This window comes from Virgibacillus dakarensis (assembly GCF_900155625.1).
Classification (GTDB): Bacteria; Bacillota; Bacilli; order Bacillales; family Amphibacillaceae; genus Lentibacillus_C; species Lentibacillus_C populi.
Map to the genome: position 1 here is coordinate 2,577,352 of NZ_LT732554.1, position 26,971 is coordinate 2,604,322.

Below are 26,971 nucleotides of genomic sequence, written 5' to 3' on the forward strand. Positions count from 1 at the left end.
TGTATGCTTTATTTAGATTTATTTGGGACACGACATTCTTCTGGGAGTGTCTGGGACCAAGGTAGAAGTTGATCTAATTTATTTGCATCTGTTGTATCCATATTGGGAAGCTCCTCAAATAGGTAGCTAAGATAGTTAAATGGGTTCAATCCATTTTCTTTGGCTGTTTCCACGATACTATAAATGATCGCACTGGATTCTGCTCCCTTTGCAGTGTTACTAAACAACCAGGCCTTTCTACCAATAACGAAAGGCTTGATGGAGCGTTCAGCTCGGTTATTATCTATCTCCAAACGGCCATCCCGTAAGAATCCACTCAATCGTTCCCATTGGTTACGACAATATTTAATTGCTTCTCCAAGCGCACTTTTGGGCAGCACACGTGGTGTTTGTTCACGAAGCCATGCCGAAAAAGCCTCCATTACTGGTTGGCTGCGTTCCAAACGTATATTATAGCGTTCTTCAGGGCTAGCGTCTTTAAGTTCGTGTTCAATGGTATAAAGTTGGTTACAAAATGCCAGGCCTTCTTTTGCTTTAACGCTAAAGAGTTCTGCGGAATCCGGAAGTGCTTTTAATGCTTCCGTAAATTTGCGGCGGGCATGGGCCCAGCACCCAACTAATGTTACACCGGAAATCTTGTTATAACCAGCGTACCCATCGACATGCAAGTACCCATTGAAATTTGCTAAAAAACGCGATGGATGTTTACCTGCACGGGTTTGTTTATAATCGTACAGAACAATTGGTGTATCATCTTTTCCTGTACGATAAAGCCACATATAGGATTTTGATGTGGCAGGTCGATCCGGTTCAGAGAGAACTTGCAGAGTTGTCTCATCTGAATGCAAGATATCCCGTTCCAGGAGATGCTTATGCATCTGATCATATACCAGACGAAGCCAAGTCTTCGCGCCGTACAAAGTCCAATTGGCCAGCGTTTGACGTGGTATGGATATACCGAAACGCTCCAGATGCTTCTCCTGACGATACAAAGGCATACCTTCTACATATTTTTGTGTCATCGTATAAGCCATTGCGGATGGAGAAGCCAGGCTTCCCGGAATAACGGGGGCGGGCATTGTTGCTGTTACGATAGGTGTTTCTATTTCATGACGTTCACAATGACGGCAACTGTACACGTAGCGAACATGCTCCTTCACTTTGACTTGCGCTGGTATAACTTCTATTTCTTTACGCACTTCTGTACTCATTTCGTGAAGGTCGCCACCGCAGCACGAACAAACCTGTTCCTCTTCGGATAAACGATATTCGATCGTCTCCGTAGGCAGGTTTTCAAGCATCAGTTTACGCTGACCACGTTGTTTTTTACGTTTATATGTAATCGTATCAACAGTTGGTTCTTCGATTGTTGAGTCAGCTGTGTCCTCAGCTTCATTAAAAAGGGAAAGTTGGTCTGGATTGGTTTTCTCGCTGGAAGAACCGAATCGTTGTCGCTGGCTTAGGCGAAATTGCTCCTCATACCATTTTAATTTTGCCTCTAAAGCTTCCTTTTCCAATTGTAGCTTTTCAGCACGTTCTTTATAGTATTCCATTGCCTTTGGTGATTGCGCCGTATTTTCCATACCTTAAGTATAAGGGAAGGAACCCGGCTTGCCTAGTCGAATTCCCATTTTCCCATATTTCACTTTATTTATAGGATGGTACGCGCTTTTACTTCATGATGTGCCTGCTTTTGTTCGAGTGGTAACCCGTCCAACAACCAGCGTAACTGCCGTGGGTTAATACGCACGGCGCCGGAATCCTTTTCAGATGGCCACCGGAATGTTCCGCGTTCCAACCGACGGTAATGCAACCAAAACCCGTTATGTTCCCATTGAAGAATTTTGAGCTTATCGCGTTTTCGATTACAGAATACGAAGACGCTGGGAGAAAAAGGGTCGAGATCAAAGCATTCCTTTACGATAACGGCCAAACCATCTATAGACTTTCGGAGATCCGTACTTCCGCGAGCTAAGTAGACCCGTTCAATTGGTGCATTCGTTAACATTGATTTTGTAGCACATGGACAACATCGGATAATACGGCCATATTAGCTCCTGGACGTACCTCAACGGAAATAGCCCCGAAATGAATGAATACAGGCTCCTGTCCAGTAGTGACATTGATCGGTTCATCAACTTTGACCGTCAGCCATTGCGTTTCCGATGTTTCCTTTTTTGGAGTATCGTACTCAAATTTCTGTATCCAATAATACATTTGATGATCTTTTACACCTTGTTTACGACACCACTCGGCCACACTTAACCCACTTGCTTTCCAGGCATCAAACCGCGCTTTCCATTCTATTCTTTTGTCTGCTTGGGTCATTGCAAAACCTCCCGAATTAATTTCTAAGGAGATTATCGCATGATAAGCTCATGAATCATAGGTGGGTAGTACTTGACGCTTACATAAAGTTTACGCATAGACAAACTTGCCATATAGCTTCCGTAATGCAAAATAACGTAATTCATCGCTTCTGGATCACCCTTATTTGCAGCTAAAATAATTGGATACGGTAATAAGCCACATTCGTTGTCTTTTGTGTTAGCATCAATCATCCCAGTCATCTGCATGTTCCTCCAAAAATCGCTTTAATCTTTTAAAAGAGCTTGTCCGTCTATACTGAACCGTACTACGAGGAATCTCTAGTAGTTCGGCTATTTCTACATCTGATTTATCAAAAAAATAGTATAGTAGGACTGTCTTACGCTTTTCTATTGGCAAAGTACGCAACGCTTCAGCGAGTAATTTCGGAGTGATTTTCTTTCCAGCCACTTGAAAACTTTGTCCTTCTTCTCCTTCATATTGCTGATCTAAGGTATAGAGTTGATTTTCTACTTGTGGTGTGAGATCAGAAAATGTCATCTCCTTTGCTTGTCGTTGTTGTCTTTCGTTGAAAATATTGATTGCTTCATTCTTCAATACACGTTTACAAAAAGCATTAAATGCACAGCGAACTTGCCACTCGGTACGATCTGGTTCTATCATGCATTTCCTCTCCCTTCGCAACTGCAAAGGTGGGTGATGATTTCCCCTTTCATAACCTTCAACAAGATTTTTTATGAAATGCCAAAAATAAGAGCAATATTTTAAAAAATATTCATTAAATACAAAAAAGCCCAACTGAACATAAGCCAGGTGGGAGTAAAAATTTATACATATTATTAAATGGAAAATTCTATTTCAAAAAGTTGAAAGCCTTAGTTCAAGAAGAAAACAAATTACGACAAAACAAAAAAGTAAAAGTAGTATAAGAGCAAAAGCGCGATTATCCTGTGAAGACATTACTCAAAATTTCCGGTATTCCACGTAACACTTATTATTATAAAATTAATACTTTTGAGCACTCAGATAAAAATTCAAAGTGAAAAAGGCTCATTAGTTCTATTTTTGAGAAGCATAAGGGCAGATATGGTTATCGTCGTATCCTCTTTTCTTCTTTAATATTCACCATCCTAAAGAATCTTTGACGCAAAGGGAATCTGCTTAATTATATAACTTAACAAGAAGCAAAGTGGTATCGTGATCAGAATCATAGCTAGAAACATGAAGGATGGTGGAAAGTGGATGACCTTCAATCCAGCAATAACAATAGCGATAATCGGTATATGAATGATGTAAATCACGAAAGAATGGGCTGACAAGAAGCTCCAACCTTTTCCTTGATGAAAAACTCTTTTCCGAAAGAATATGATTAATCCGAGAATGACGCCAACAGAAAATAGAGCTTCCCACAGAGAATAAACCAAAGATGTCCAGTTCCAGCCACCAGAAAACTGTAATCCGTCTACCCCAAATAACAAGACTAAGGGAAGAAGAAGAATCGATGCTCCAATTGCAATTCCAAAACCCGCCCTCCCCATAGAATCAGGAGTATTTCGAAACCAATTACGTTGGTAAGCGATGATACCCAAAATGAATAGCCCGACATATTGCGGGAGATCATAGCCACTTGCTGTAAAAAGTCCAACAAATGATTGAACCTTGGGAGATCCACCGGGTAAATCAAGAGCAGGAACCCACAGTCTTATGGTGAAGTATCCTGCTGCTAATATCATTACAAAGACTGTAAACATCCTGTAGGTGGGTGGTGTACTCTGCCGAACTACTGATAGCTTATTTTTACTCATAAACTTCGCCCAGACTGCGTATAAACAAACGAATACGAAAAGTAGTTCGACATACCACATCGGCCCGTAAGTTAAATGTGAAAAATAGGTTTGCCATGTAAATGGCTCTTCGTTAAGTATATAGGCTTCAATTGCTTGAACTTGGCTAAGAATGAAAATATAGAAGATAAATGGGATTAGGAATCGGATAGATCTATCTTTGATAAACCGAGTTGTCCCATTTCGTTCAATAGATAAAGGGACAAAGTAACCAGAAATAAGAAAAAATGTCCCCATAAAGAAAGTCTGGTTAAAAGCAAGGAATAGAAGACCCATTACAACCCCAATAGAACCTTGTGTTAATACCTCGTTATAAATGGAAAAATACACCAAATGATGAAGCACAACCAACACTGTAAGAGCTCCTCTTAGGTTATCAATAAAATATAATCGTTCTTCCTTTTGGGGAGACAAGCTCCCTATATGTCTTAAATTCATAATAATTCTTACGTTCCTCTCTATAAACATTTAAAAATTTATTTCAACGGAGCATCCGCCAAACTGGACGGCTATGTATAAACCGTCCTATTTACTCTATATTTTAATTTTCTCCTTTAGTTGTTCCGCCTATTTTCCAAGAGGCTAAACTTATGACCCCACCAACTACAATAAAAATAATGTCCATAACAATTTCAAATCCCTGAAACGCATTAATATAATTTACCAAAAACCAACTTTTTCCACCATTAGTCAAATGATTGATTAATCCGCCTACTCCCTGTATAACGAAAAGTAGACCAAGTCCACTGATAATTTCTTTCATGATGAACACCTCATTAATAATTTTTTAATTTAATATGCCTCTAAGACCGATGTTGAAAAAAACCGCACCTACGACTCCTATCGCTACCAAGAGTGAGGAAATCGGAGCTTCATTTAATTTTGATCTAATTTTATTTAAAAATTGTTGCAGTCTCTCTTTAAACATAATATTAACCCCTAACAAAAGAAGAGAAGGAAGCACCATTACAAGATTGTAGCCAATTATAATAAAGATAGAAGAGGAAGGCTCAATTGTTAGGTGATTCATTAACAAAATTGAATAAAAGTAAGGCAAAGCAGTTACAAATTCAATTAGAAAAACAATGATACCTAACATGATCATCCCTTTCATCGTTGTTTTTTGGGGTATAAATGAAATTAAACGTTTTTTTGTATTATCATTTGGTTTACAGAAGCTAATTAGAGCCATAACTGCTCCAAAAAGGAGATAAAACCAATTGATAAAGTCAAATTCAGATAATTCTCCGATTCCTTTCAATAGTGAATCTCCACCAAAGTATAGGAATAAGCCCACTACGAAGTAGCCAAACTGCGTAATAAACAAAAAAACAAGCAAGCGAGAAGATAATTGATTAGGCTGTGTCAATAATAAATAAGCTGTTACAGCAAGTACACCAGGACTTAATATATCAATTAATGCGCAAATAGAAATAATTAGCAAAGCTATCGATGTGTCTATTGATGAAGAAGGCATCAATGCTTCAATACTTTCAATCAAATATAGAGTCCCTCCTTTTTATATGTTATAATTTAAATAACACAGTGTGTTAAAGTTATAATAACACACTGTGTTAAGAAAAGGAAGTGATTTTTTATGCCAAGGATTGTTAATCATGAAAAAAAGAGGAAGTCAATTGCTGAGGCCGCTTGGAGTATTATTAAGAAAGAGGGAATCGAAAAAGCATCTATAAGAAGAGTTGCTATTGAAGCAGGCATGTCTGCTGGAGCGTTAAGACATTATTTTTCAACTAAGGATGAAATGTTATTATTTATCATGGATTATTATCTGGAAGAAGGGAAAAAACGTTCTCAAAGTAAAAGTTGGTCAGACAATCCATTGCAGGCGGTTGCGGAAGTTTTATTAGAGCTTATACCAATTGATGAAGAAAAGAAAATCGAAACGAGTGTTTGGTGGATCCTTGCACTTCAGTCACTTACAAGTGATACTTTAAAAGAAAAAAAAGATGAGATGACTAACGGTATGTATGAATTAGCAAGTTCAATGATCGAGATATTAGTTCTACAAGGGATTTTATCTGATTCAACTAATGTAAAATTAGAAAAGAGTAGGCTAGCGGCATTAATTGATGGATTGTCCATTCATGCTCTGTTAAGACCTGATGTCTACTCTCCAGAAAAGGTGAAGGAAGTAATCCGTTATCATTTAGAAACACTCTGCGATGAAAGTAAATTGAGTTAATTGATCATGTATCTGAAGTTATAGTCCATTTGTGTTATAACGAGATGCACTTTAAAGGGGCATTTTGTTGAACAGTTGCATGAAGTAGGCTTTAGTATATTACAGCTTTTCCTTCCATTACAGGCATAGCCGTCATATTTTTAGTGAAAATACAGTTCACGGATAAGCTTGTAACTAAGTTAAAAATAAATTATTTTAGAATGGCAGTAAATTAGATGAAAAATTCACATTTTTAATCATAGGTTTAAAAAATAGTTACTTTTCAATAAAAATCTGATAGGAAGTGTGAAAATATGTTGGATACTATATGTTTTTTCTGCAAAAATAAATTTACGATTAATCATTCTGATTCACAATATTATAAAATCAAAAAAGGAGAAAATAAATATTATATATGTAAAAGTTGCAATAATTCATTTCAACAAGAAGCGATTAATAAAACTGGAATAAGTCCGGATCAAATTGATGATTATGATAAGTTTTTCCGGTATAAATAAAACTCTCTTTAATATCGCGTAAATGTCAATTTTCTCATCATTCTTACAAAACTTCCTGTAGAATATTCTCAATGAGGGGATCGGAACGAAAGCGATTAATCGTGCGATAGCTTAGTTCGTAACCCTGCACTAGCCACATCATGCGAACACTGTGGAGCAAGTGTTGGTGTTATGGGAGCAGTTGCGGATGCTGTCTTAGATGAAGATAGACAAGTTATTGGAATTATGCCTAGTTTTTTAGAGCAGAGAGAAATATCGCATAAAAGATTATCCAAGCTGATAGTTGTCGAATCTATGCATGAGAGAAAGGCTAAAATGGAAGAGCTTGTAGATGGCTTTGTCGCTTTGCCAGGTGGACCAGGAACATTAGAATGTCACTTTAGGAGATATATTGCACACCATTTAAACGCTATTTTGCATTAAGTAAATATAAAAGCCTAATTTCTCAACTTTAAAATTGAGAAATTAGGCTCATAGAAGGACATTAAACCCTTTCGATCATGATGCATAATGTCCCAGGTTTTTCTAAACTTCATATTCCTCTTTGCTCTGGTTAAATAAACAAATAATAATTTACTCTAGAAGTTTTAGGTGACTGATTATTCACAAAGTAGCCTGTTTTTTGAACTAAGATCAATAATTAGGACTGTGAGTTTGTGATACCATCCAAACACAGAAATGTTGAATGGTTGTTTTAAGATTCCCTTTTTTTCGTGGACATTACCGTTTTTCTCATCTAAGTCGATAAGATGAGACTTGGTCGTTCCAAGAAGTAGTACCAGACATTCCCCAAGAAGTTAAATTGGTGGTAAAGTATTTGTTTGGATAACTTACAAGAGTTAAATAATGACCACCATAATAACGATTTTGATAGAGCCTAATCCAAGAACCAGGAGCTACAGATACAGCAGATATTCTGTTATCCCATGCAGTACTCAGAGAAGTGACCTGAGTTCCAGGATACGCAATTAATGATCTTCCATATCCATGACCCGAAGTATGTTCATATAAATAAGTTGGTCTTGCCATTATACCTATTGACTGACTAGATAATCCCTCTGTAACTTTTTGATGATATGCTTCATATTTTTCTGGAGTAGAGAAGCCATGTACCTTTTCTCCTTGATCAGTTGCTTCAACTACCATTCCAACAATTTTTTTATGTTTATCTGGTGTATATTTTATTCCATCTACTGTGTCAACTTTTAGATCCTGATCTGGATTCGATGTTAAACTAGCTGCATTTGTTCTACCTTCAAAACTAAAAACTAAAGAGAAAAATCCTACTAGGGCTATTAAAGCTAAAGACAGATTACGAATCATTTTTCTTTTCATCAAAGTTCCTCCTCTTAAATTAAAAGTCAATCTATTGTAGTGCAACTTTTTTCAAAACGGTTAAACTTTATTTTAAATCCACAACACGATATTCTTTAACTTTTTCCGCTTGAACCTCACCTTCCTTTTTGTAATAATATGACTTAATTTTCACCTCCCTAATAATTGACTGGCTTTTCTGGTAATATATGATATTTACATAGACCTGCAGCTACTTGTCCCATGTTTTTAAAAGTGATTTCAACATATGAATGGCATGTTTCTGCTTTTTAGGATCCAACGGTTTCTGCCATCGAAGTTGCCCTTCTAATAAAAGCATCATTTTCGATTAGTTGTTCCTTCGATGTAAAGTGGTTTTGTATAACGTCATAGTAGCTACATTTGCTTCCTCAATAATTTTCTTTATTCCAACAGCATGAAAACCGTGATAGTTTCGAGCATTCATAAACACTCCTTATTAATAGGAAATCCTTTAATCTCTTTTAATGTATAAAAAAGAAACAGTGGTACCACTGGCTCTAGTCATGCTGTTTGAGAATAGCCATTACTTTTGTCATTTAATTTCTCACCAACTGATATAAAGACGTGAAGGTGTCATAAGTTATCAATATTCTTTAGGTGGAGACAGCCCCATGGATTCATTGACTGGAACAGGGGTAACATGGCACTCTATTTTATTGAGTATGATAAAAATTTTAAAAACTTCAATGAAGAAAATATAAAAATCATAGATATACTTAATGAAAATACAGAACCAGGTGAATGGAAAACCTTAGATTTTGCTAGTTTTGGCGCAAGTGGTTTAGAATTATTTGTCTATGGTGATAAGATGTCATTTCTGATTACCATTCTGGTAAGCTCAAAAAAAGACTGATATGGTCGGAAACTTCCTCAGGGTGGGTCAAAGTTATGATGTGATTAGCACCAGGTATACGCACAAAGTTAATATTGGGAACTTCCTTATATAATTGTGCGATTTTAAAGAGATCTCCTGAGTCCTTCTCGCCTATGATAAAAAGTGTCTTCGTTTTAATTTCTCCCAATCTTTCCATCGCTGAATTGGAGGAAACAGTTTCGAATGTTTTCCAATCAAAAGTCTTTTGAATATTGTGTATCATCATTTCGCGCAATAAATCGTATGCTTTTCCAAAAGAAACGCTCCAGGAAGGCTCGCTTAATATTATATTAGTCATTTTCTCGACATCTGGTGCAACTTTAGAAACTCGGCTCTCTAATTCCGCATGTTCGGAAGAAAATTTAAACCCCGACAGGCCTGGAGCGACCAATACCAGTTGAGACACCCTTTTTGGATAGGTCAGAGTAAAATCAGTTGCAATTTGTCCACCTAGGGAATGTCCAACGAGGGCACCTTTCTTAATTTTAAGATGGTCCAAAAGTTTTCTAAGATCCTCAACATAATCAATGGGTTCATTCGGAATGGGTGACCTTCCTGCACCCCGGACATCAAGAGTGATTACTTTGAACGACTTTGAAAGATGTGGTGTGATGAATTCCCAGTCACGTGAATCCATAGCTCCACTATGAAGTAGTATAACTGGCTTTCCTCTTCCTTTAATTTCGTAATGAAGATCCATCTATTTCAATCTCCTTTCCCTGAAAAAAGTAGGCATTGCCCATGACTATCTTCGTTTCATTTCTAAGATTCCTTTTCTTATTATCTCCTAAACTGTTCACAAAACCATTTAATAAACTTGTTCGGTTAAAAAGGAAGTTTAATGTACCATTACAAATGATTTAATTGCTCAAGAAGGTCCTATTTCACCACTTTTATAATGCCCATCCTCTTTAATGTTCCAATAAGTGATTTCAATAATTTAAACATCCCCCCTTATTTATTCCACACACTGTGATGAAATGATAATAACACAGTGTGCGAAATAAAAGCAAGAGGTGATTTGAGTGCCGAAAATAGTTGATCATGATCACAAAAGAAAAATGATCGCTGAAACAGCTTGGAAAATTATTGAAACGGAAGGCATTGAAAAAGCATCTATCCGAAGAATTGCATCTGAAGCTGGAATGCCTACCGGAGCAATTGATCAAACCTTTATTCTAAAGCTACAGTAAATAAACTAAATCATTTTTACTCGACAATCATCCAATTTGTATCTTTTTCTAACGTGAGTATATATTGCGAATACTGTGTGGCTTTTGTTGCTTCGTCAATATATTTAACAGTAACCCATACTTTTATTTGGTTCTCTATTGTCTGAAATACTGGCTTGACTAGCCCTGAAAATAGATAATCCTTACCAATCGGTGGTAAAGCATTATTTTTCACATAATAATCAAGTTCCTGTTCTGTTGCAGTCGGATAAAATGTAAAGAATGTCTCCAAAAACTCTGTCACTTCTTGCACCGTATCAGAGTCAACTGTTCCATTACTTTCAGGTTGTTGTGGCTCATAATCTGATTTATTCGGTAAGCTCCACAAGGTAGGGCTTTGTATAATTACTAAGTTTCCTACATTATCTTGATGTAATAAGATTCGATAGGTGGATCGGACCATTTCGCTATTTTTATCTTCCATAATTTTTTGATCTACCGAATAAACAACCGCATAGGTATTATCATTTTCTGGTGACACTGACCAGATATCAATATTACCTACGTTGGAACTAGTAGGAATATCATCTCTTACGGTATCGGTATTTAATGCTTGTAATTCCTCTGTCAAATAGTGACTGATCTTTTCCACCCGTTGTTCAATGGAATCTTTTTCATTTTGCCATGTGTAGTAATCTTTCACAAAGTTTTTCGTAAAGCTTTCAATCGCATTCATATCCATGATCTTGGTTTCAATGATTTCTCTTTCATGAACGGTATGTTGATCAATTGCTGTAAAGTTTTTATAGATTCCAAAGGCTAGGCTACCAATAAGTAATATCCATAAAAGAGTTACTGTTTTTTTACGTGTACCGACAGTCCGTACTTTCATTTTTCTGGATTTTGTTTCGGTCGTTTGTTTTTCTTTTCTTTTAAAAAATCTTCTCATTTGATTCAAACCTTTCTATTGTTTAATACGTCCAGCTCCAATTAAGTGTTTTTGCCAGTAGGCAGTAGTTAAATCTGCATAACCGATTGGATCTCCGGCATTATACATTTGGTTGTTCCCAACATAGATCCCAACGTGAGTGACATAGGTTCCTGCATTATATGTGGAATGAAAGAATACTAAATCCCCAGGTTTTGCTTCTGAAAGAGGAATATGCTCGGTCACGTCATATTGCTGCTGTGCTGTTCGGGGCAAATTAATCCCAGCTTTCCGATAACTCCACTGCGTCAGTCCACTACAATCAAAAGAAGTGTTCGGATTGTCTCCCCCAAATCGATAAGGATAACCTTCATACTTTAAGGCTTCATTCATGACAATCTGAACCATTTCATCATCAAATTGAGGTGAAATGAAATATTGACTTACTAAATCGACATAAAACATGTTTCCATAACGGTAACGCCAACCACCATTTTTCTTTACGGCTATTGGATTGGAGTAAGTGACTTTACTGCCCCCTGACCGTTCCTTCGCAAAGCTTTCAGCGAGTTCAAAAGAGTAAGAGCTTCCTCGTTTTGCGACATAATCAATAAAAGCACCGCCATAATTGTAAGCCTGAATGACTGTATTCTCATTGACACCGCTTGCTTTTGCGGAACGTAATAAATCCGCAAAGTATTTTGTTCCTTGTTGAACGGAAGCTTCGGTATCCAATGTGTTAGGTGGAAGTCCCAAAGATTCACTACTCTGCATCACATCTGGAAGTTTTCCACCACTCTCTACTTGAATAATGGCAAGTAGGGTAGAGACATATTCACTAATTCCGTATTCTTGTGCATATTTTTCTACCATTGGCTGATGTTTTAACACATCGGCGGTTACCGATATGCTGTCTATATCATGAATGAAATCACCACGATTTGATGAATGTTCTTCATTCGATATAAAAATAGCTACAAATGCTAACAATCCTAAAAAGGCCAGAAAGCCTAATCCCCCAGCAATTAACATGACCTTTAATCTCATGGCTTTCATCAGCGTTTCCTCCTAGTTGCATGGATTGGACGCTTACTGATTTGTTTCTGATTTGTACGTTTCAACGGTTTAGAAGGACGCTTGATAATTGTCCGACTATTTTTTGGTCGAGAACGTTCTTCATGGAGAGATCGGTTTCCTTTTTTAATAGTTTTTTTAGGACTAGCTGTATCAATCAGATGTTCTTTTTTGTTTGGACTGGATAACTGTCGTTGTAATTTGAATTGCTTCATATACTCGCTTTTTGTAACAGGTCTTGTCTTTTCTTTTTGTTGGACAGTTGGGTTCTTTAATCTATCTTGATGTGCAGATTCACTGACATCATGCGTGACTGGTCGTTCATAACTAGCAGTTTTTTGAGAAGGGGTACGTTTTTTATCCAATGCTTGCCGCCTATCTGCAATCGTTTGACGATGTTTTGCTTGACGGTCTGCATGTGTTTTTTGTCTCTTTTCCTTTGCTTGCCGCATGCCTTCTTTAAAATCACGGGCAGGTTTTGTAAGCTGTTCTTTTCCTTGCATCACCGCATATTGAGCAGTAGTAGGTAAATCATGCAATTGCTCCTTACGATGATTTATATTCGCACGGAATTGATTTTTCGCACCAAGCACTTTTCCTGTGACTTGACCTACTTTCTGGCTCAAAGTTGTTGGTTTCGTACTGTCATTTTGGCGTTCTTTATTGGTCTTTGCGGTTGATGTTAGCCGCTGTAACGGTCGAATAGGGGAGAAGGAACCTTTTGTTTGCTTTGATTTTCCAACCATTGCCCCGACTGTTGCTCCAGCTGTCGCCCCTGCAAGGGTGCGTCCGATTGTTCTCTGTAATCGCCGACTACCCCGATTGAACATTCGGTAAGGACGACGCATGACTTTACGTCCGACCTGTTGGGAATCATTACTTTGCAGGTTAAACATGCTCATAATGTCACCAAGTTTCATGTAAATGCCCGCAAACGTCACAATCTGTAAAAAGGCAATCAAGAAAAACGGATAACTTGTTGTTAAACTGTAAAGCATGGATGAGATACTAAAGGCAACTGTAATAATCAAGGTAATGCCAGCTCGTAACATAATCACATTAAACAATTTCATAATCGCTTGTTTCCCCACGTTTTCAAAGGTGGGTATCATTGACAGTAAAAAACTGATGGGTAAAAACATGGCATAGATGATAAATAGAATTTGTGAGAAAATCATAATTCCCGATAGTAGAAACACGAAAATGGAGATACCGATATTAAACAGAAATAAAAAGAAGACCATTCCTAAGCGAGTGGTCGTTTTCGTAATCGTTAAATTTTTATTGTTATGATCTTCAATTTCTGCTTTAACAGCATCTTCACGATCTTTTCCGTTATTCGTATCAGGATTGATAGAAACTAAGCTCTCAACACGTTCTTCGCCAATCGTTTCTTTATCCGAATCATCAAATTGTAATAGCATCCACGGCTGTTCCACTTGAATAGAAAAGAGGTTATTCCGTATCATATCAACGCTGTCTTTTCCCTGACTAGTAGAGCTAGGCATCAAGATTTTAGTACCTAAATCTAAACTTGCCTGACTAATATCTGCCGAAAAGTCATTAATTTTAGCAATATACGTTGGGGCATAGGCAATAAAGGAGGCCGACAAAATAAAAACGACTAAAAAGTTTAGGATCGCCCGAATGGCTTTCGTCGTTTCCCGTTTCATTAATCCTGTATATGCCACGTAAATCCCAATCACTAAAATGAAAAGAAGCAAAAAACCTACATAAAATCCAGAACTACTGAACCCACTTGCTGTAATTCCAGCTAATGTTTGCATGTTTTTCCCGATAGCGTCTGCTGTTTGGGAAATGAAGTCGAGAGAATAAGCTTGTTGGATTAAGTAGCCTGTCGCATTTGATAAATACAGGCTAATAATCCAAATGAAATTCGTGATTGTGTATAGCCCATACATCACTTGTTTTCCAATGCCATCATTCCAATTCCATGGCAGCCAATCCCAACCTGTGTCTACGTAAAAATCGAGTTGGTAATGATCAAGCGGATATTTAGAATACAGATTGTCTTCCGATATCGTATCATCAACCAACCCAGCAGCTTGGGCAAATGTTCCAAGTAAAAGAAGGCATAGAAAAACGGTAGTACCAATAAGTACCACCGTTAAGACAATCTTTTTCCATTTTTGTTTGTTCAAATTAATCGCCACCTTTCTTCTCCTGTGAAGGTGGACGCGTGTCAAAAGCATAAAATAAATCTTCAAAGACAGGGTGGACTTGAATAATCCCCACACGTCCATACAAATCTTGAATTAAACATTGACCGTTCTCCAGTTCCCGAAGTTTCCTTTGATTCCCTTCATCTTCTTTATCTACTCCAAAAAATTCAAGTGTCTTTTTTATTTCATTTATATCCCTAGAGCGAAAAGCAAACTTCACACCAATGTTATTTTTTAGTTTTTCATCGGTTAGATCAGCCGCATTTTGCGTGACGAAGTACACACCCGCATTCATCGCACGCCCCGCTCGCACTAGTTTGTTAGATAATGTCTTTCCTTGTGCTACTTGCAAGAATGACCAAGCTTCGTCTAAATCTACAATTTTGAATACACTGCGATCCGAATGGATAAAATCTAATGCAAATGTAGAAATGACAATGAGCATAGCGACACTAAGTAACTCCATCGTCGTATACTCTTCAAAATTTGTTTCTGCATCTGGTAATACTAAGTCTGCCACTTGGATGATATTTAATTGTTTTTCTAAGCTAATCGAGTTTTTCACTGTTCCATCTGAAAACAGAAGGTGGGCGAAGTCATAATCCGTAAAACTTTCGATATGGTCAGCAATAGGGCCTGCTAAAGGATTGGGATCACTTCTTAGTTCATGGATCACAAGAAGTAAACCACGTTCTTCCTGTTGGCCGACGGCTCGAATCGCTCGTCGTAATACCGGGAATTTATCTCCATCTCGACTCGATATACCCGTGAGAAAGGTAAGAATATCAATCGCAAGACTTTCCGAATCCTTTTTCTTTTTCATAATGACAAAAGGATCAAGTAGTCCTTTATTGCTTTCCTCACTCGTTAAATTGACAATATTTATTTCATGAGCAATTTCGGGCAATGTTTCTTTCCATTTTCCTCGTTCCGCTTTTGGGTCAACAATGAGAGCTTGACCACCAAAAAGAACCGCATAATAGACAAGCAGGTTATTACTAAAGGATTTCCCACCACCGAGTGAACCTAAGAATGCAGATGCTAACGCATTGGTGACAGAACCTTTTACGCCTTGACTGGCTAGGCTTGGATTGAGATAGACATTTCTTCCCGTATCTAAGTTGTAACCAAAATAAATCCCTTCCGTTTCTCCCAACATTTGTGTTGCCCCAAATCCAAGTCCTGCAAGAAAATCAGACGTAACATATTGAATGTAATCATTCATATAACGCTTACTAGCTGGGATAAATTCACTGTGTAAGCCCAACATATCCCCAAATGGACGAACGAGTTTCACGTTTAAATCGTCATAAAAATCTTTCACCTCATTACAACGCTGTTTAAGTTCGTCTAAATTAGGGGCAGAAACTCGGATCACATAACTTAACTTATACATCGATTCCTTCGTTTGGTCGAGAACGTCTTCTAATTCGTTCACCTGTTCCAATGCGTCGATAACATTACTGCCTGTTTCGTTATCGGATTCCCAGGCATGATTATCCAAGTCTTTGAGTTCTTTTTTCTTATTTCGTACGGTAGACAAGGCTTTTTTGTTGGTGACTATTTCTACATTCATGGACGTATCGATTGGGAAATCGAATTGTTGTTGTTGATAATAAAAGATTTCATCGGATGGAAATTCAAGATCACCGACAATCGAGTTGATGGTAAAATAAGAAACATAAGTCGTCTGTTCTTCCTGTTCGATTTTTAAATAACGTTGGTTTTCCTTGATCAAACAACGAGTCGGTTTAATCAGATCATAACGCTTCACTAAAGTTTCCTTTTTTAATTTCTTTAGAGGGAGGGCATAGTCATATTCGTCATAAGCAATTCCTGTTTGTTCATGAAGATGTTCAATCAGATAGCCAAAGTCATTTTTATCTAGAGGGCGTACTTTAAAACGCCTAGATATTTTGTTTTGTAATAAAGATTCCATTTTAGAGAAACGTCTGATTTCTTCATGAGGCATGGAAACAAAATCTCCCATCAGGTGATGGTTTACATCACGGACAAATGAAGAAAGTGAATTTTTGATGTTTTTCCCCATTGCTTTCATACTGACTTCTTCTTCATTCAGCAATAGTTTAAACCCGATAAAAAAACGATAGTCTACTTGATGTTCACCAATCATGGAAACAAGGGCTTCCGTTTGGTCATCAATACGCTCATAAGCAACTTCTTTTAATCGTCCTGTCACTAACTCTTTACTTCGTTCCTGCACCGAACGAATACTGCTTGCGGTACTGATCTGTAAGGCATGAATTTTGCCGTCTTGATTCTGGGCAATTAATTGACGGAAGTGGTCATGTACTTGTATTTTCTCATCCTCCGATAAAAAGGAATAATTATATGGCAACAACTCATAATAGGCAAAACATTCGCCGTCATGATTGAAAACAAGATTATTTTCAAGGTATTTAATCGGATAACGCATGGACTTCACTCCTCACAGCAGTGATGGATTCATTTACCTTCACACGTTGAAGTTTGACGGGTTTTCCTGCATAAGTCACTTTAGGCCGGAACCAAGATGTCAATACGGACTTGAGAAAGCTATACGGTTTCTTGCCATCAAATGTTTTCTGACTCATAAACCATGTCAAACCAACTGGAATCCCGATATATTTTAATAACGCTCCATCAATAAAAGAGAGTGGGGGAAGATTCCCAAGTAACATCACCACTAGAAGTGAAAGGACAAACCATGACATTTGATTGAATGTTACGGGAAAGGGTAAGCGAAAATCATTAATTGCATAGATGACTTTTTCTACCGACCAAATACGTGTGTAGCTCTTTAATTTTTTCAAATAGAATCAACCTTTCACACATAGAAAAAACAACCTGTCCAATAACAAGTTGCTTCTCCATCTATTGAACATATTCAAATACACCATGTGACGTCACAAGAAAGCTGCCTTCAATTTCAAGATCACGTCCAAAAGCTCTATAATCAATATAATTCTGTAAATTAGCAGGGACTTCCCCAAGTACGCCTGTTTCTTCTATCAAATATCTCGCAACATCTTCCATATTTTCACAATCAGAATAACAAATGATGTCATCCTGATGTTCCAGTAATTCTTCCAAACTATCAAACCAATAGCCTTGCACTTCTGATAGTGCATCATATAAAGGAGAGCCTTCGATTTCTTGAACCATTGCACATAACCGATTGATTTCAGAAATCGGCGTATATTCATCCACCTCAAAGGGCAACTCGAAATCATGAATTGCATATTCTTCATATTCGTCCTTTAAACCAATACGTTCTTTCACATCTTCCATATCAATGGGTGGGGTAAACCAAGCACCAACCAATTCACCCTCATTATATTTTCCGAGGTTAGCTATATAGACCTGCATTTCCATTGGTCATCACATCCTTTTTATTAAAAATAACCATAAAAAAAAGCAGCAGCTTATTATCTGCTGATACACAAATGAGGCTTGTTAATCCCTACCGCACTACCGTTTGGTCCACCATTTTTTTGCAGAACATAAGAAGACCGCTTATCTTCCACAAAAAAACGGTATAATTTAAGCCCCTATGATTCGATTAAAGAGGTTTAACAACACATCTTTCACTCCGGCCGCATTAAAGACTAATCCAACCGCAACCAAAGCAATAATTAAAAAGCCTATCAATTTGGAAAACTCCCGTTTAAAGCCTAAATAAATTCCAATCACGACAATTGCCATTAATACTAACGATTGTGCATTACTTAGAAAACAGTTGTATAAATTCTGCCCAAAATTCATTTGGATTTTCTCCCTTCATAAGTTAATCATTCGTTATCTGATGATGGTTGAATCACTTTCTCTATAGGAATGGTTTGTTGCATGAGTATTTTTTGATGGCGCTTGGATAACTCTGTCTGTTCCAACATATCCTTAATTACACTCGTTTGATTGAGTTCATCTATCTTTGTCGCTAGTTTCCAAGTTGGGGCGACTTGATGAGCTAGCCATCTGAGTGTCTTATCAAAAGTGTAAGGTTCGGGCTTTGTCGTTAATGAAATTTTTCTATTCACACCCAAATCCAAAAATCGTTGCCATTCCTTATTCATTTTCCAACTACTGCGACGTTTTTCCTCGTTTTTATCGACAAAACGAATATACCGATTAATGATCGAAAAGGCAGTCCGTCCTGCGTCTTCATACATCATTAGATCGACAACCGCATGGTAAGCACGATCATTTTTCAAACGGATTTCAAAACGATTTTTCACGTCCGTATCTTCGAGTGATGTTCCATATTTCACGTATTGTTCATAATCCTTTTCATACGCACAAAAGTACACGTCACTTTTTAAAGAACCAATATATAACGTATTTCCCATGTCAGGCTTGTCTTCACTCTGCACAAGTTCACCAGAACGATAGCTTTTAAAACTACGGAAAACAGAGATACATTCTTCATTACGACATTTGTTAGTCAGAAATGGAATATCCAATATCCCTGTTTTATCGTTTATCGCAAGATCAATTCGTTTAAAAACTCCACCAACACGAAACACTTCCATAAAAAAATCGAACCATGTTCGTTGCTGTGCTAGTAGGAAATTCTCAAATTGCCTGCATCCTTTTCCTTTAAGTTCAAGTAAACAGCCTTTGTCTTCATCAGGAGAAACCATGACCACAATATCACCAAAAACGTATTGTTCCATATAAGAGTAAAATGCAAAATCCTCATGTAACATGTATTCCATTTTAAGTTTCAAAATATCTTCAATAACTGGTTTCGGGTTTGTCGTTAAAAATCGAATTCGCACATAATCAAATAAGATTTCTAATGGAGCATCTGGGTTAAATTGTTCTAAAATATCGAACAAGGCAGCTTGTAGTGAATCGGAAGGAGTTACTTTTCCTGTTTCGATTTCACTCATATATTGTCTTGAAATCCCAATATGAACAGCCAGTTTATTTTGAGACACACCGTATTCCAGTCGTTTTTCCTTTAATTGTTGATACCAAGGTACTTGGTTCATGTGCATTCCTCCAAACTAAAAAAGATGTCAACTAAAGGTTAAAAGCTGACATCTTCTCCATATGTTCCAAACCGTTGCGCCATCAGGTGTTATTAGCTTTTGGAACAGTTTCTTATTGTTTTTCTACCCCCCTGTTAGATACGGGGGGTTAAGGCGTGGCTGTCGCCACGCAGACTTCGCCCAGCACAGCGGCTTTCGCTTCGCACGCCGCCGCACTGGGCAGCCTTTATTGGGCTAGTTTAGCAATTTCCTTTAGAAAATCATGTTCTTTAGGGACAAGTGGTGTATAAAATTCAGAAATAACACTATCTCCTTTGTCAACGTATCCACGCCCTTTGATTGGTTTCAAGAAAAATTGTTTCTGTACATCTGAACCGAAAAGCATGCCGTATCCGAGTTCACTCATTCTGCCTAATCCTAATCGAAAGTTAAATTGATCCCTTATTCCGTCCCCAAGGTATTTTGCATCTGGACGTTGACAGGCGAGGATAAGGAAGAAACCTGATTGTCTACCTAACATGACGATTTGTTTCAGTTTACTCATGACTTTCACGCTTTCTTTACCAATCATCTCCATAAACGAGGTGTACTCGTCAAAAATCAAAAAGTGGGCGGGCAAACCTAAATAAGCATAGTTTTCTCCTGTCTTGTAGTTCGGCATTTGCTTCATTTCTTCATTTCGTTTCATCATGTCCTCATAAAATTGATCAATACAAGTCATCATATCTTCCTTTTTGTAGTACACATCGGGCATGACCGTGGCTAAGTCCGATAAATCGGCATTTTTGGGATCTAAAACATACAATTTCGCATTTGTTTTTAATAGTGCTTCAATGAGTGTAAGAATAAAATATGTCTTTCCACCACCAGTTCCACCGGCAATCAACATATGCGGAAGTTTATCGTATTCCCAATACATCGAGTCCATAAGCCTTAAACTACCATTTTGTACAATGACTTCATTAATAGAAATACGACTATTAATTGTGTCATAGAGCAAGATGTATTCTACATAGGAATCATGTAACTCTTTTGACACTAACTCACAATACAAACCACTTTCTAATTTGGTTTCTAAATTTAAAAGGGGTTCTTGATACTTACCGAGTGTAATTTCCACTTGAGTATGAAGCAATCCTTTTTCAAACCGATAATATATCTTTGGAAAATGGCTGATTTTTTCCTTCGTTTTATTGGATAAAATATCCTTAAAAAAGCCTTCTTGTGTAATTTGTTTAGTTTCATACCAGCCATTTTCTAATATCATTTTGGCAAGCTTTTGACGGTGAATGACTTGCTTTATTTTGTCATACCGATAGCGATAATAGAGATACGCACAGCCTGCTGTTATAGTAATACTGATAAGCAATGTTACCAATCCATAGGTGCTGATAAAGTGTGCTTGAAACACATCCAATTGCCATGTGGTAGAGAGTAAAAAGTACAGATGAAAAGGGATAAAGGTAACGAGCCATACACCAACCAGCCCAAAGAATACAAATTGAAAAACGAGGGAAGCATCTTTTTCCTTAATGCGTTTCCCTCGTCCTTTGAAAATCTTCATTATTTATCCTTCGTTGGCGTAGCTTTTGAAACATTACTAGTCGATGTTGTTGCTTTTCCCTTTAAGACTAAATCATCTGCTTTAATGTACCAATCAACATCTGCGCCACGAATTGCATTTGCAACGGTATCTGCGACAGGGTTAATAATTTCTACTTCAGCATTATAATCAAATTCTTTTAAGGGAACGGAAGCAGGAATACTCACTTGAATCATACGGCCTTGTTCACGAGACTTTAAGTCATACGTGCGTTCCTTTACCTCGGTTGATACCGTTCCATCTTCGTTTTGCAGGAACACTTCACGTCGTAAAGCAGAAAACTTTAATAATCCAAATGTCTTTTCTTTATCAATGACAATGCCTTGTGCTAATCTCATCTTTTTTCCTCCTTATGCTTTTACCATGTCATCTGCATGTAAAATATAATTTGTAAAACCACGTTCTCCAATTTTATAACCCTCTGCGGTGATTCTTGCATTGACTAATTTTACTTTTTCTTCATGTTCAAAGAATTTTTCTCCTGCTTCTTGTGGGAGAACCACCTCAATATCATCTGCACGTTGAATATCGGAATATAGATTATAGCTTCTAGAAAGAGTGGTCATACGTCCATTAATCCGTCGCTGTTCAACTTTTCCTTCTCCTGCATATTCTAAATTTCCAAAGGTCTTTTCCATGTTCGGAATGACATATTTTAATTCCATGATACATACCTCTTTTCTTATTTTAATTCTTGCTTAACCGTCCATATGGGAAGCAAAAAGAGTGGGGGGAGAGCGAGAATAAAAAGCATTCATAGAGACATCACTCCCTCTGCAAATTCTCTAAAGAAAGGCTATTTTCTACTTCATTTCCCCAAGCGTCCCATCCAGCGGCACGTTGTCTAGCAAATAATTCAATCCGTGGTACATCACCCATTAATTCAACAATTTTATCTCTAGCCATATCAGGTTTTTTACTGTGTCCTTCCACTGGACTAACTATGAGTTGATGAACCTTCTTTGATACTCTTTTGGGACGTCCTTTTACTGCTAATAAACAAATTTCCGCATTCGATCGTGTCCAGTGACCCAAACCAAAGAAAAAGCCATTTCCTGACTTGTTTTGTTTCACCCAGACAAAGGCAACCGTTTTAAATGTATATCCCCACGCAATTATCACTTGTAATGCTTCTTGTAGCATAGGGAAGGTCGTCCATAAAAATAAAACACTATCTTTGTGAGAGATAGTATCAATAGGTAAACTACATATATCATTTAAACTCATGGTCGGATAGTGATTTTCTGCCACACCTTTTCCTTTACTTTGTTTATACCGCCATGGAGGATCTCCGTATACAATGGAATATTTCATTCGTTTATCCCTCCAAACATTAGCCGCAACTAAAAAAGCAACCTTTTATATAGAAGAAAGCCTTCAAAGGTCGCTTGGATGTGCTAATAAATTTATTAATATTGTATTTTTGTCCCAAAAAGGATTCATTGTCTCACGCTTCTTGAAAACGATAATCCACATGTCCATAAATGACACACCAAAATACAACCATCGTTTCACCGTGTTTGTCACGTACCAATTTCCCGCAAGGGAAAAACGGAAAATCCTCAATCTCAATTTCATTCATAACAAAATGATCGTCAATCCATTCCATCACCTTTTCGTCATTTCCTTCCAAAAAAACCACTCTCCCTCATTGATCTAGCCAATAAAAAAAGCATGACAGATGGAAGTTGTAACACGTTAGTTTGCTATCTATAAAACTTCTGCAATACCAGCCATTATATATTCTGCACATGGTACGGCAATCGCATTTCCAATCGCCTTGTACCTTGCATAATCACTAATCACTTCATCTTTGTGTCCTAAAGCTGTCCAGCCCTCTGGTAATCCCATTAAACGTTCACATTCCAGTGGTGTAAGTTGTCGGATATAACCTTCTTTTTCGTTCCCTTCATACCAAAAAGAAAAGATATTGACCGAACCAGCTAACAAAGTGGGGAAAGGGTCATTTGTCCGTCCAAAACTTCCAATGAATCCTGATTTGTTTTTATCTTTTGCTGTACTTCGCATACGTCGTTTTTGAAAGGGGCGGATGACGGGTATTTTCCTCCTTGTTTTTTCAGAAGATCTTCGACTGGCCGCGGTGGAGGGCAACCTGTCTTCTCCGCAAGACGCAGGAAATGATTGCAATTCGCGGGTTTTAAATAATATTTCTCTGGCACGTTTTCCTCCAAAATCTGCCACGAGGAAGATACGTCTTCTTCTTTGAGGAAGCGTGGGCTTTCCCCAATATCGGGCATCCAACACGCGCCAGCACACATCAACTTCATTCCCTCGGACCATTCCCGCTTTTGCCCAGACTCCAGAAGTAGGCATTGGAATTTCGGTATTTGTGAACGACTCCAGCACGGCTTTAAAATCCAACCTGTTATTTGATGAAAAAGCTCCCATGACGTTTTCCCAAACAGCGATAGCTGGATATGCTCCATTCGTTGCACACCTCATTTCTTCGATAATTCGTATCGCATGATAAAATAAACTGGATTGACTTCCTGTAAGACCTTCTCGTTTACCGATATTCGATAAGTTTTGACAGGGTGAACCAAAGGTAATGATATGGACAGGTGGTATTTTCCCACCATCTATTTTTGTAATATCTCCAAAATGAAGCATAGTTGGAAAATAGCGTTTCGTAATGGAAACAGGTGCTTTCTCTATCTCACTTGCCCATGTTGGTGTAATTCCATAGCGAGAAGCGGAGAGGGGGAAGACACCGATTCCATCAAAGAGACTTCCTAATTTTAAATTTGTGCTATAATTATTTTTAGGCATGTCATCTATCAAATATTTCACCCCTAATCTCAAAACCTAAAAAAGTCATTTGTAGGTGAAAACCATTCAAATGACGTTAAATATAATTATTGAAATGATAAAAGTGTAAGACGAAACTTTAAGCTTTATCACTAATTTTCCCAAAAAAAAAGACGCTTCAATATGAAACGTCTCTTGTTTAAGATATCAAATATTTTAGTGATAACCCTAAGCAGTGATTTGCATTTATTGCATTAAAATTGCATTATTTTAATTTTTTTTATCATATTATAAGCATTGATACTTCCTAAAAATCCTTTAAAATCAATGATATTGCTCTATATCAAGCACCGTGAAAGTAGAGTGGGAGTAGTAACAGGTGCCCTAAAAGCCTTGGTAGCACAGGGTTTTTAGGGCTTTTTTATTGCTTATTTCATATTTAGTCATAAAGCTTTAATAGATTCCAATTCGTATTCAATATCAATTTCTACGCGTTCAGATGGATCATTATTTTTTTCACTTTTGATTACTTCTAACGCATTATGATATTTTCCTTGGTAGTTTTCTATTTCTTTAAATTGAATGGAAAAAATACTTCCTAATTGGCTCTCATCAAATTCGCTGTAGACTTGTACGGCAGAAAATGCCCTATCTAAAGCTTGGTAAGCTTTCGCAAACTTTTTCAAAAAAGGAATATGATGAAACGCTACTTTTTCTGGAGAAGCTGCCACTTCACGCAATTCTTGTATAGCTTTTAGGAAGGCTTGTTTGGTTTCCTCCCATTCTGGTGCTAAAACATCATTTTCTCCACCATTTGAATATAAAACCAAGGCTTTTTTTACCTTTTCTTCAAATGTCTTCGGTGTTTGGAACGTCACGATTATGACAAAGTAGGTAGATATCATGTTTTTTAATTTGAATATTCAGATTTTTAATGGAGAGAAATAGATGTTGACAATCTACGAAGAAAAGCGTAAAATATACACTTGAATAAATTTTACTCATTAATAACTAATCATAACATTTTTTAAGTTGAAAGTCAATAGTTTTTTAAGAATATATTTAAAGGAGGTAATGTGTATATGTTTTTACCCAAAATGTTACATTCTCTAGATTCTTCGATGCTGGAAAAATATACGGATGAAATAGTAGAGGTAAACCAAAAAGCAAAAGAATTTGGGCTTGTGTTAACTCGGGATGAAATAAAAAATATAATTGTTTCTAGAAATCAAGTACTTCATAGCTATGGTCGAGTGGAATTAAGTGTTGAAGTAACAAAAGAGTTAGCTGAGGTTTTTTGTGCCTCTCCCTATGTTGATGATAAGAACTATGTATCCGCTCTATATGAGCTGCAAGAGATCTTTTATTACTTAAAAAATGAGACGGAAGATAAGATTGGCGACTCTCCATTGATTGCCGTGATGAAGGATTACTTTGACGGTGTTTGTAACGGCTCTTTGGAACTTTTAAAGAGCAAGCTTGAAGAATTTGCGGAAAGGTTTAGAAGTGAACCTTCATTCAGGAACTCCTTTCTTGAAAGGGATGAACGATAATGGAATCAGAAAAACGGTACAATGATCACTCCTTAGTGACACAAGGAAAGGTAAATCAAACTCGTCTATTACAAAACCAGTATACACTCTCCATTTTGAATGAAGGATTACGAATAGGTTTGTTGAATAATGAGGATATATACGGAACGCAAAGGCAATTGATGTCTATATTAGAGAAGTTAATTAGAAGGTATACCCAAGGAGAAAGCTCTTCTGTAACATCTGAAACAGCTGTCAGTATATTATCTTCGGTTCTATATGCTGTGGATGCGTATCTGCTCCATTTTAACGATCCAGAAAAAGCAATGGACGTCTTAAAAAACGGTAATATAAAAAATGGATATGACCAAGGGATAGACTTGATTTGCCATTGTTTTGAGGAAACAAAACAACTCTATAAAGAGATCAATAATAATAAATTGGATGTTGCAGTAGAAGCTTATAATCTAACGATTGATGAATCAATCCCTGTGTTTCTAAAGAAATATGGTATCATTTTCGATGCGCATAATACGATGGCAAGCATTGATTATCCGTTAGCGATTGATGATATGAGTATTCAGGGTGTTTATTACTTTAGGCAATATTTAACTCATTTAAAAATGGAAAACCAGTTTTGCCTCTTGTTTAACAAAGACGATATTCAATCGGTTTTGGTTAACTATGGGAGAATATGTGGGTTCGACTATCGAATAGAACTATTCAATATATTTGAGTTGGTATTAAATAATGCGGTTTTTTCCATTTTATCAGGAGGACACGCTAGCCAAATAAAAATCTCAATAAATCAATATAAACAGTTAGTAGGTTTATTTGAGAAATTGGATGATAGTCAGATTCAGTACATTATTTTAAAAGCCGTAAATCGGTTACGACATCATTTCAATATTAAAGATCCTCAGATGACTGATTATTTGAAACGATGTGGAATGAATCTAGTAAATAGGGTTAAAAGTGTTGTAAAACATAACCGCCTAGACACAGTGGTTATCGTGGAAAAGGAATTGAGATCTAAACCCATTGTAACGACATTCAAGGCATCTGATAGAATGAGTGATAGCCGCTTTCGGTTATTAGTTGAAAAAATCATGAATTGCGAAAAGACAGTGGATAAAGTGAACATGATTCGGACAAATTTTCATTCCCTTCATGATTATATCGATATGCTGAATACCAACTGTTTATTGGATGATGAATATGAAGAACTTTTTAAGACTTTTGGTGATGTAGATCTAGCTATTTTGACAAAAATAGTGTTCTATGAGGAATTACGGAATGGTTCAACGGATTTATCATCTCTCTATGACAAGGAAGAGCAACATGAAAGTGAATGGCAGCCCCATTTTATTGAATTTATTAAAAGCATCAATATCAATAGGAAGGGTGCCATTGAGAAATATGTTAATGATATTGATTATGAAGAAATTAGTTTTTACTAACATTGGATTGTAAAGTAACTGTATATAACCTAGAAAACCAACTTTATACCCTAGACAAACATTGCACAGGGAAGAGTCATAAGATTTTCAAGTGGCTGGAAAAAGAGTCTACCGAAACTGATTGCAAAGGCTATGTACACGTTATCAAAAGAAA

The 26,971-nt window shown here is 37.0% G+C and carries 29 protein-coding genes and 3 pseudogenes; 6 read left to right on the top strand and 26 right to left on the bottom strand.

Annotation, left to right across the window (positions count from 1 at the left end; genetic code table 11):
* Positions 1-8: 8 nt before the first annotated feature.
* The 8 genes from tnpC to CZ382_RS21890 form a co-directional block, all read right to left on the bottom strand.
* Positions 9-1,583: an IS66 family transposase gene (gene tnpC / locus CZ382_RS21855; RefSeq protein WP_088053193.1), complete on the bottom strand. Its 1,575-nt coding sequence runs from the start codon at positions 1,581-1,583 to the stop codon at positions 9-11.
* Between the two features lie 68 nt (positions 1,584-1,651).
* Positions 1,652-2,008: an IS66 family insertion sequence element accessory protein TnpB gene (gene tnpB / locus CZ382_RS24935; protein WP_088049270.1), complete on the bottom strand. Its 357-nt coding sequence runs from the start codon at positions 2,006-2,008 to the stop codon at positions 1,652-1,654.
* Positions 2,002-2,328: an IS66 family insertion sequence element accessory protein TnpA gene (tnpA, locus tag CZ382_RS21865; RefSeq protein ID WP_088049269.1), complete on the bottom strand. Its 327-nt coding sequence runs from the start codon at positions 2,326-2,328 to the stop codon at positions 2,002-2,004. The genes tnpB and tnpA overlap by 7 nt, the downstream gene beginning before the upstream one ends.
* A gap of 32 nt (positions 2,329-2,360) precedes the next feature.
* A complete protein-coding gene (locus tag CZ382_RS21870) occupies positions 2,361-2,570 on the bottom strand; it encodes a helix-turn-helix domain-containing protein (protein ID WP_088053194.1) in 210 nt (69 codons plus the stop codon).
* A complete protein-coding gene (locus CZ382_RS21875; protein WP_088053195.1) occupies positions 2,554-2,991 on the bottom strand; it encodes an RNA polymerase sigma factor in 438 nt (145 codons plus the stop codon). The genes CZ382_RS21870 and CZ382_RS21875 overlap by 17 nt, the downstream gene beginning before the upstream one ends.
* A gap of 467 nt (positions 2,992-3,458) precedes the next feature.
* Positions 3,459-4,640: an acyltransferase family protein gene (locus CZ382_RS21880; RefSeq protein ID WP_327366038.1), complete on the bottom strand. Its 1,182-nt coding sequence runs from the start codon at positions 4,638-4,640 to the stop codon at positions 3,459-3,461.
* Positions 4,641-4,713: 73 nt separating this feature from the next.
* Positions 4,714-4,935 carry a hypothetical protein gene (locus CZ382_RS21885; protein ID WP_057983495.1) on the bottom strand — a complete coding sequence of 74 codons (222 nt, stop codon included), beginning with the start codon at positions 4,933-4,935 and terminating at the stop codon, positions 4,714-4,716.
* A gap of 24 nt (positions 4,936-4,959) precedes the next feature.
* On the bottom strand, positions 4,960-5,673 hold the full coding sequence (locus CZ382_RS21890) for a GAP family protein (RefSeq protein WP_088053197.1): 714 nt from the start codon (positions 5,671-5,673) through the stop codon (positions 4,960-4,962).
* Positions 5,674-5,769: 96 nt separating this feature from the next.
* Here CZ382_RS21890 and CZ382_RS21895 point away from each other — a divergent pair, with 96 nt between their 5' ends.
* Positions 5,770-6,375, top strand: a complete 606-nt coding sequence (locus tag CZ382_RS21895) for a TetR/AcrR family transcriptional regulator (protein WP_088053198.1) — start codon at positions 5,770-5,772, stop codon at positions 6,373-6,375.
* Positions 6,376-7,025: 650 nt separating this feature from the next.
* A pseudogene (locus tag CZ382_RS21905) lies at positions 7,026-7,253 on the top strand (LOG family protein); the annotation flags it as partial.
* 351 nt (positions 7,254-7,604) lie between these two features.
* On the opposite strand, the gene CZ382_RS21910 reads toward CZ382_RS21905, so the two are convergent.
* Together CZ382_RS21910 and CZ382_RS23565 are read right to left on the bottom strand one after the other, a co-directional pair.
* The gene (locus CZ382_RS21910) at positions 7,605-8,207 is read right to left on the bottom strand and encodes a hypothetical protein (protein WP_088053200.1); all 603 of its coding nucleotides are present in this window, start codon (positions 8,205-8,207) and stop codon (positions 7,605-7,607) included.
* 323 nt (positions 8,208-8,530) lie between these two features.
* A pseudogene (locus tag CZ382_RS23565) lies at positions 8,531-8,652 on the bottom strand (TetR/AcrR family transcriptional regulator); the annotation flags it as partial.
* 216 nt (positions 8,653-8,868) lie between these two features.
* On the opposite strand from CZ382_RS23565, the gene CZ382_RS21915 reads away from it, so the two are divergent.
* Positions 8,869-9,081: a hypothetical protein gene (locus CZ382_RS21915; RefSeq protein WP_088053201.1), complete on the top strand. Its 213-nt coding sequence runs from the start codon at positions 8,869-8,871 to the stop codon at positions 9,079-9,081.
* Here CZ382_RS21915 and CZ382_RS21920 read toward each other — a convergent pair.
* A complete protein-coding gene (locus CZ382_RS21920) occupies positions 9,050-9,802 on the bottom strand; it encodes an alpha/beta fold hydrolase (RefSeq protein WP_088053202.1) in 753 nt (250 codons plus the stop codon). The genes CZ382_RS21915 and CZ382_RS21920 overlap by 32 nt on opposite strands.
* Positions 9,803-10,127: 325 nt before the next feature.
* Between CZ382_RS21920 and CZ382_RS21925 the strand changes: the two are divergent.
* Positions 10,128-10,277 (top strand): annotated as a pseudogene (locus tag CZ382_RS21925) (TetR family transcriptional regulator); the annotation flags it as partial.
* A gap of 34 nt (positions 10,278-10,311) precedes the next feature.
* Here the strand turns inward: CZ382_RS21925 and CZ382_RS21930 are convergent.
* The 15 genes from CZ382_RS21930 to CZ382_RS22000 all read right to left on the bottom strand — a co-directional run bounded on the left by CZ382_RS21930 (position 10,312) and on the right by CZ382_RS22000 (position 24,655).
* Positions 10,312-11,223 (bottom strand): conjugal transfer protein, encoded by a 912-nt coding sequence (locus CZ382_RS21930; protein ID WP_088053204.1) that lies wholly within the window; start codon positions 11,221-11,223, stop codon positions 10,312-10,314.
* Positions 11,224-11,238: 15 nt separating this feature from the next.
* Entirely contained in the window at positions 11,239-12,249 is a 1,011-nt protein-coding gene (locus CZ382_RS21935) for a bifunctional lytic transglycosylase/C40 family peptidase (protein ID WP_200809569.1), read from the bottom strand.
* Between the two features lie 8 nt (positions 12,250-12,257).
* Positions 12,258-14,489 carry a CD3337/EF1877 family mobilome membrane protein gene (locus CZ382_RS21940; RefSeq protein WP_407701315.1) on the bottom strand — a complete coding sequence of 744 codons (2,232 nt, stop codon included), beginning with the start codon at positions 14,487-14,489 and terminating at the stop codon, positions 12,258-12,260.
* On the bottom strand, positions 14,440-16,896 hold the full coding sequence (gene tcpF / locus CZ382_RS21945) for a conjugal transfer ATPase TcpF (protein WP_088053206.1): 2,457 nt from the start codon (positions 16,894-16,896) through the stop codon (positions 14,440-14,442). Before tcpF ends, CZ382_RS21940 begins: the two co-directional genes overlap by 50 nt.
* A complete protein-coding gene (locus CZ382_RS21950; RefSeq protein WP_088053207.1) occupies positions 16,880-17,272 on the bottom strand; it encodes a conjugal transfer protein in 393 nt (130 codons plus the stop codon). Before CZ382_RS21950 ends, tcpF begins: the two co-directional genes overlap by 17 nt.
* 61 nt (positions 17,273-17,333) lie before the next feature.
* Complete coding sequence (locus CZ382_RS21955) at positions 17,334-17,834, bottom strand: antirestriction protein ArdA (RefSeq protein WP_088053208.1); 501 nt, start codon at positions 17,832-17,834, stop codon at positions 17,334-17,336.
* 168 nt (positions 17,835-18,002) lie between these two features.
* Positions 18,003-18,224, bottom strand: a complete 222-nt coding sequence (locus tag CZ382_RS21960) for a hypothetical protein (RefSeq protein ID WP_088053209.1) — start codon at positions 18,222-18,224, stop codon at positions 18,003-18,005.
* 26 nt (positions 18,225-18,250) lie between these two features.
* The gene (gene mobT, locus CZ382_RS21965; protein ID WP_088053210.1) at positions 18,251-19,453 is read right to left on the bottom strand and encodes a MobT family relaxase; all 1,203 of its coding nucleotides are present in this window, start codon (positions 19,451-19,453) and stop codon (positions 18,251-18,253) included.
* 226 nt (positions 19,454-19,679) lie between these two features.
* Positions 19,680-21,017 carry an FtsK/SpoIIIE domain-containing protein gene (locus CZ382_RS21970; protein WP_018705631.1) on the bottom strand — a complete coding sequence of 446 codons (1,338 nt, stop codon included), beginning with the start codon at positions 21,015-21,017 and terminating at the stop codon, positions 19,680-19,682.
* Complete coding sequence (locus CZ382_RS21975; protein WP_088053211.1) at positions 21,017-21,394, bottom strand: YdcP family protein; 378 nt, start codon at positions 21,392-21,394, stop codon at positions 21,017-21,019. Before CZ382_RS21975 ends, CZ382_RS21970 begins: the two co-directional genes overlap by 1 nt.
* 12 nt (positions 21,395-21,406) lie before the next feature.
* Positions 21,407-21,721, bottom strand: coding sequence for a YdcP family protein (locus tag CZ382_RS21980; RefSeq protein ID WP_018705633.1), 315 nt, complete (start codon positions 21,719-21,721; stop codon positions 21,407-21,409).
* A gap of 100 nt (positions 21,722-21,821) precedes the next feature.
* The gene (locus tag CZ382_RS21985) at positions 21,822-22,370 is read right to left on the bottom strand and encodes an MT-A70 family methyltransferase (protein ID WP_018705634.1); all 549 of its coding nucleotides are present in this window, start codon (positions 22,368-22,370) and stop codon (positions 21,822-21,824) included.
* Positions 22,371-22,503: 133 nt separating this feature from the next.
* On the bottom strand, positions 22,504-22,689 hold the full coding sequence (locus CZ382_RS21990; protein WP_018705635.1) for a hypothetical protein: 186 nt from the start codon (positions 22,687-22,689) through the stop codon (positions 22,504-22,506).
* Between the two features lie 77 nt (positions 22,690-22,766).
* Entirely contained in the window at positions 22,767-23,858 is a 1,092-nt protein-coding gene (locus CZ382_RS21995; RefSeq protein ID WP_018705636.1) for a DNA cytosine methyltransferase, read from the bottom strand.
* A gap of 410 nt (positions 23,859-24,268) precedes the next feature.
* Positions 24,269-24,655 carry a type I restriction endonuclease subunit R, EcoR124 family gene (locus CZ382_RS22000; RefSeq protein WP_200809554.1) on the bottom strand — a complete coding sequence of 129 codons (387 nt, stop codon included), beginning with the start codon at positions 24,653-24,655 and terminating at the stop codon, positions 24,269-24,271.
* A 252-nt stretch (positions 24,656-24,907) separates the two neighbouring features.
* Here CZ382_RS22000 and CZ382_RS22005 point away from each other — a divergent pair, with 252 nt between their 5' ends.
* The gene (locus CZ382_RS22005) at positions 24,908-25,378 is read left to right on the top strand and encodes a DUF6323 family protein (RefSeq protein ID WP_088053213.1); all 471 of its coding nucleotides are present in this window, start codon (positions 24,908-24,910) and stop codon (positions 25,376-25,378) included.
* Positions 25,378-26,817, top strand: a complete 1,440-nt coding sequence (locus CZ382_RS22010; RefSeq protein ID WP_088053214.1) for a DUF6179 domain-containing protein — start codon at positions 25,378-25,380, stop codon at positions 26,815-26,817. The genes CZ382_RS22005 and CZ382_RS22010 overlap by 1 nt, the downstream gene beginning before the upstream one ends.
* Positions 26,818-26,971: the final 154 nt, after the last annotated feature.

Coding starts and splice junctions, on each gene's coding strand:
- tnpC (WP_088053193.1), bottom strand. CDS start 1,583: ATGGAAAATACGGCGCAATCACCAAAGGCAATGGAATACTATAAAGAA.
- tnpB (WP_088049270.1), bottom strand. CDS start 2,008: ATGTTAACGAATGCACCAATTGAACGGGTCTACTTAGCTCGCGGAAGT.
- tnpA (WP_088049269.1), bottom strand. CDS start 2,328: ATGACCCAAGCAGACAAAAGAATAGAATGGAAAGCGCGGTTTGATGCC.
- CZ382_RS21870 (WP_088053194.1), bottom strand. CDS start 2,570: ATGACTGGGATGATTGATGCTAACACAAAAGACAACGAATGTGGCTTA.
- CZ382_RS21875 (WP_088053195.1), bottom strand. CDS start 2,991: ATGATAGAACCAGATCGTACCGAGTGGCAAGTTCGCTGTGCATTTAAT.
- CZ382_RS21880 (WP_327366038.1), bottom strand. CDS start 4,640: ATGTTTATAGAGAGGAACGTAAGAATTATTATGAATTTAAGACATATA.
- CZ382_RS21885 (WP_057983495.1), bottom strand. CDS start 4,935: ATGAAAGAAATTATCAGTGGACTTGGTCTACTTTTCGTTATACAGGGA.
- CZ382_RS21895 (WP_088053198.1), top strand. CDS start 5,770: ATGCCAAGGATTGTTAATCATGAAAAAAAGAGGAAGTCAATTGCTGAG.
- CZ382_RS21910 (WP_088053200.1), bottom strand. CDS start 8,207: ATGAAAAGAAAAATGATTCGTAATCTGTCTTTAGCTTTAATAGCCCTA.
- CZ382_RS21915 (WP_088053201.1), top strand. CDS start 8,869: ATGGCACTCTATTTTATTGAGTATGATAAAAATTTTAAAAACTTCAAT.
- CZ382_RS21920 (WP_088053202.1), bottom strand. CDS start 9,802: ATGGATCTTCATTACGAAATTAAAGGAAGAGGAAAGCCAGTTATACTA.
- CZ382_RS21930 (WP_088053204.1), bottom strand. CDS start 11,223: ATGAGAAGATTTTTTAAAAGAAAAGAAAAACAAACGACCGAAACAAAA.
- CZ382_RS21935 (WP_200809569.1), bottom strand. CDS start 12,249: ATGAGATTAAAGGTCATGTTAATTGCTGGGGGATTAGGCTTTCTGGCC.
- CZ382_RS21940 (WP_407701315.1), bottom strand. CDS start 14,489: ATGCTTTTGACACGCGTCCACCTTCACAGGAGAAGAAAGGTGGCGATT.
- tcpF (WP_088053206.1), bottom strand. CDS start 16,896: ATGCGTTATCCGATTAAATACCTTGAAAATAATCTTGTTTTCAATCAT.
- CZ382_RS21955 (WP_088053208.1), bottom strand. CDS start 17,834: ATGGAAATGCAGGTCTATATAGCTAACCTCGGAAAATATAATGAGGGT.
- CZ382_RS21960 (WP_088053209.1), bottom strand. CDS start 18,224: ATGAATTTTGGGCAGAATTTATACAACTGTTTTCTAAGTAATGCACAA.
- mobT (WP_088053210.1), bottom strand. CDS start 19,453: ATGAACCAAGTACCTTGGTATCAACAATTAAAGGAAAAACGACTGGAA.
- CZ382_RS21970 (WP_018705631.1), bottom strand. CDS start 21,017: ATGAAGATTTTCAAAGGACGAGGGAAACGCATTAAGGAAAAAGATGCT.
- CZ382_RS21975 (WP_088053211.1), bottom strand. CDS start 21,394: ATGAGATTAGCACAAGGCATTGTCATTGATAAAGAAAAGACATTTGGA.
- CZ382_RS21980 (WP_018705633.1), bottom strand. CDS start 21,721: ATGGAATTAAAATATGTCATTCCGAACATGGAAAAGACCTTTGGAAAT.
- CZ382_RS21985 (WP_018705634.1), bottom strand. CDS start 22,370: ATGAAATATTCCATTGTATACGGAGATCCTCCATGGCGGTATAAACAA.
- CZ382_RS22005 (WP_088053213.1), top strand. CDS start 24,908: ATGTTTTTACCCAAAATGTTACATTCTCTAGATTCTTCGATGCTGGAA.
- CZ382_RS22010 (WP_088053214.1), top strand. CDS start 25,378: ATGGAATCAGAAAAACGGTACAATGATCACTCCTTAGTGACACAAGGA.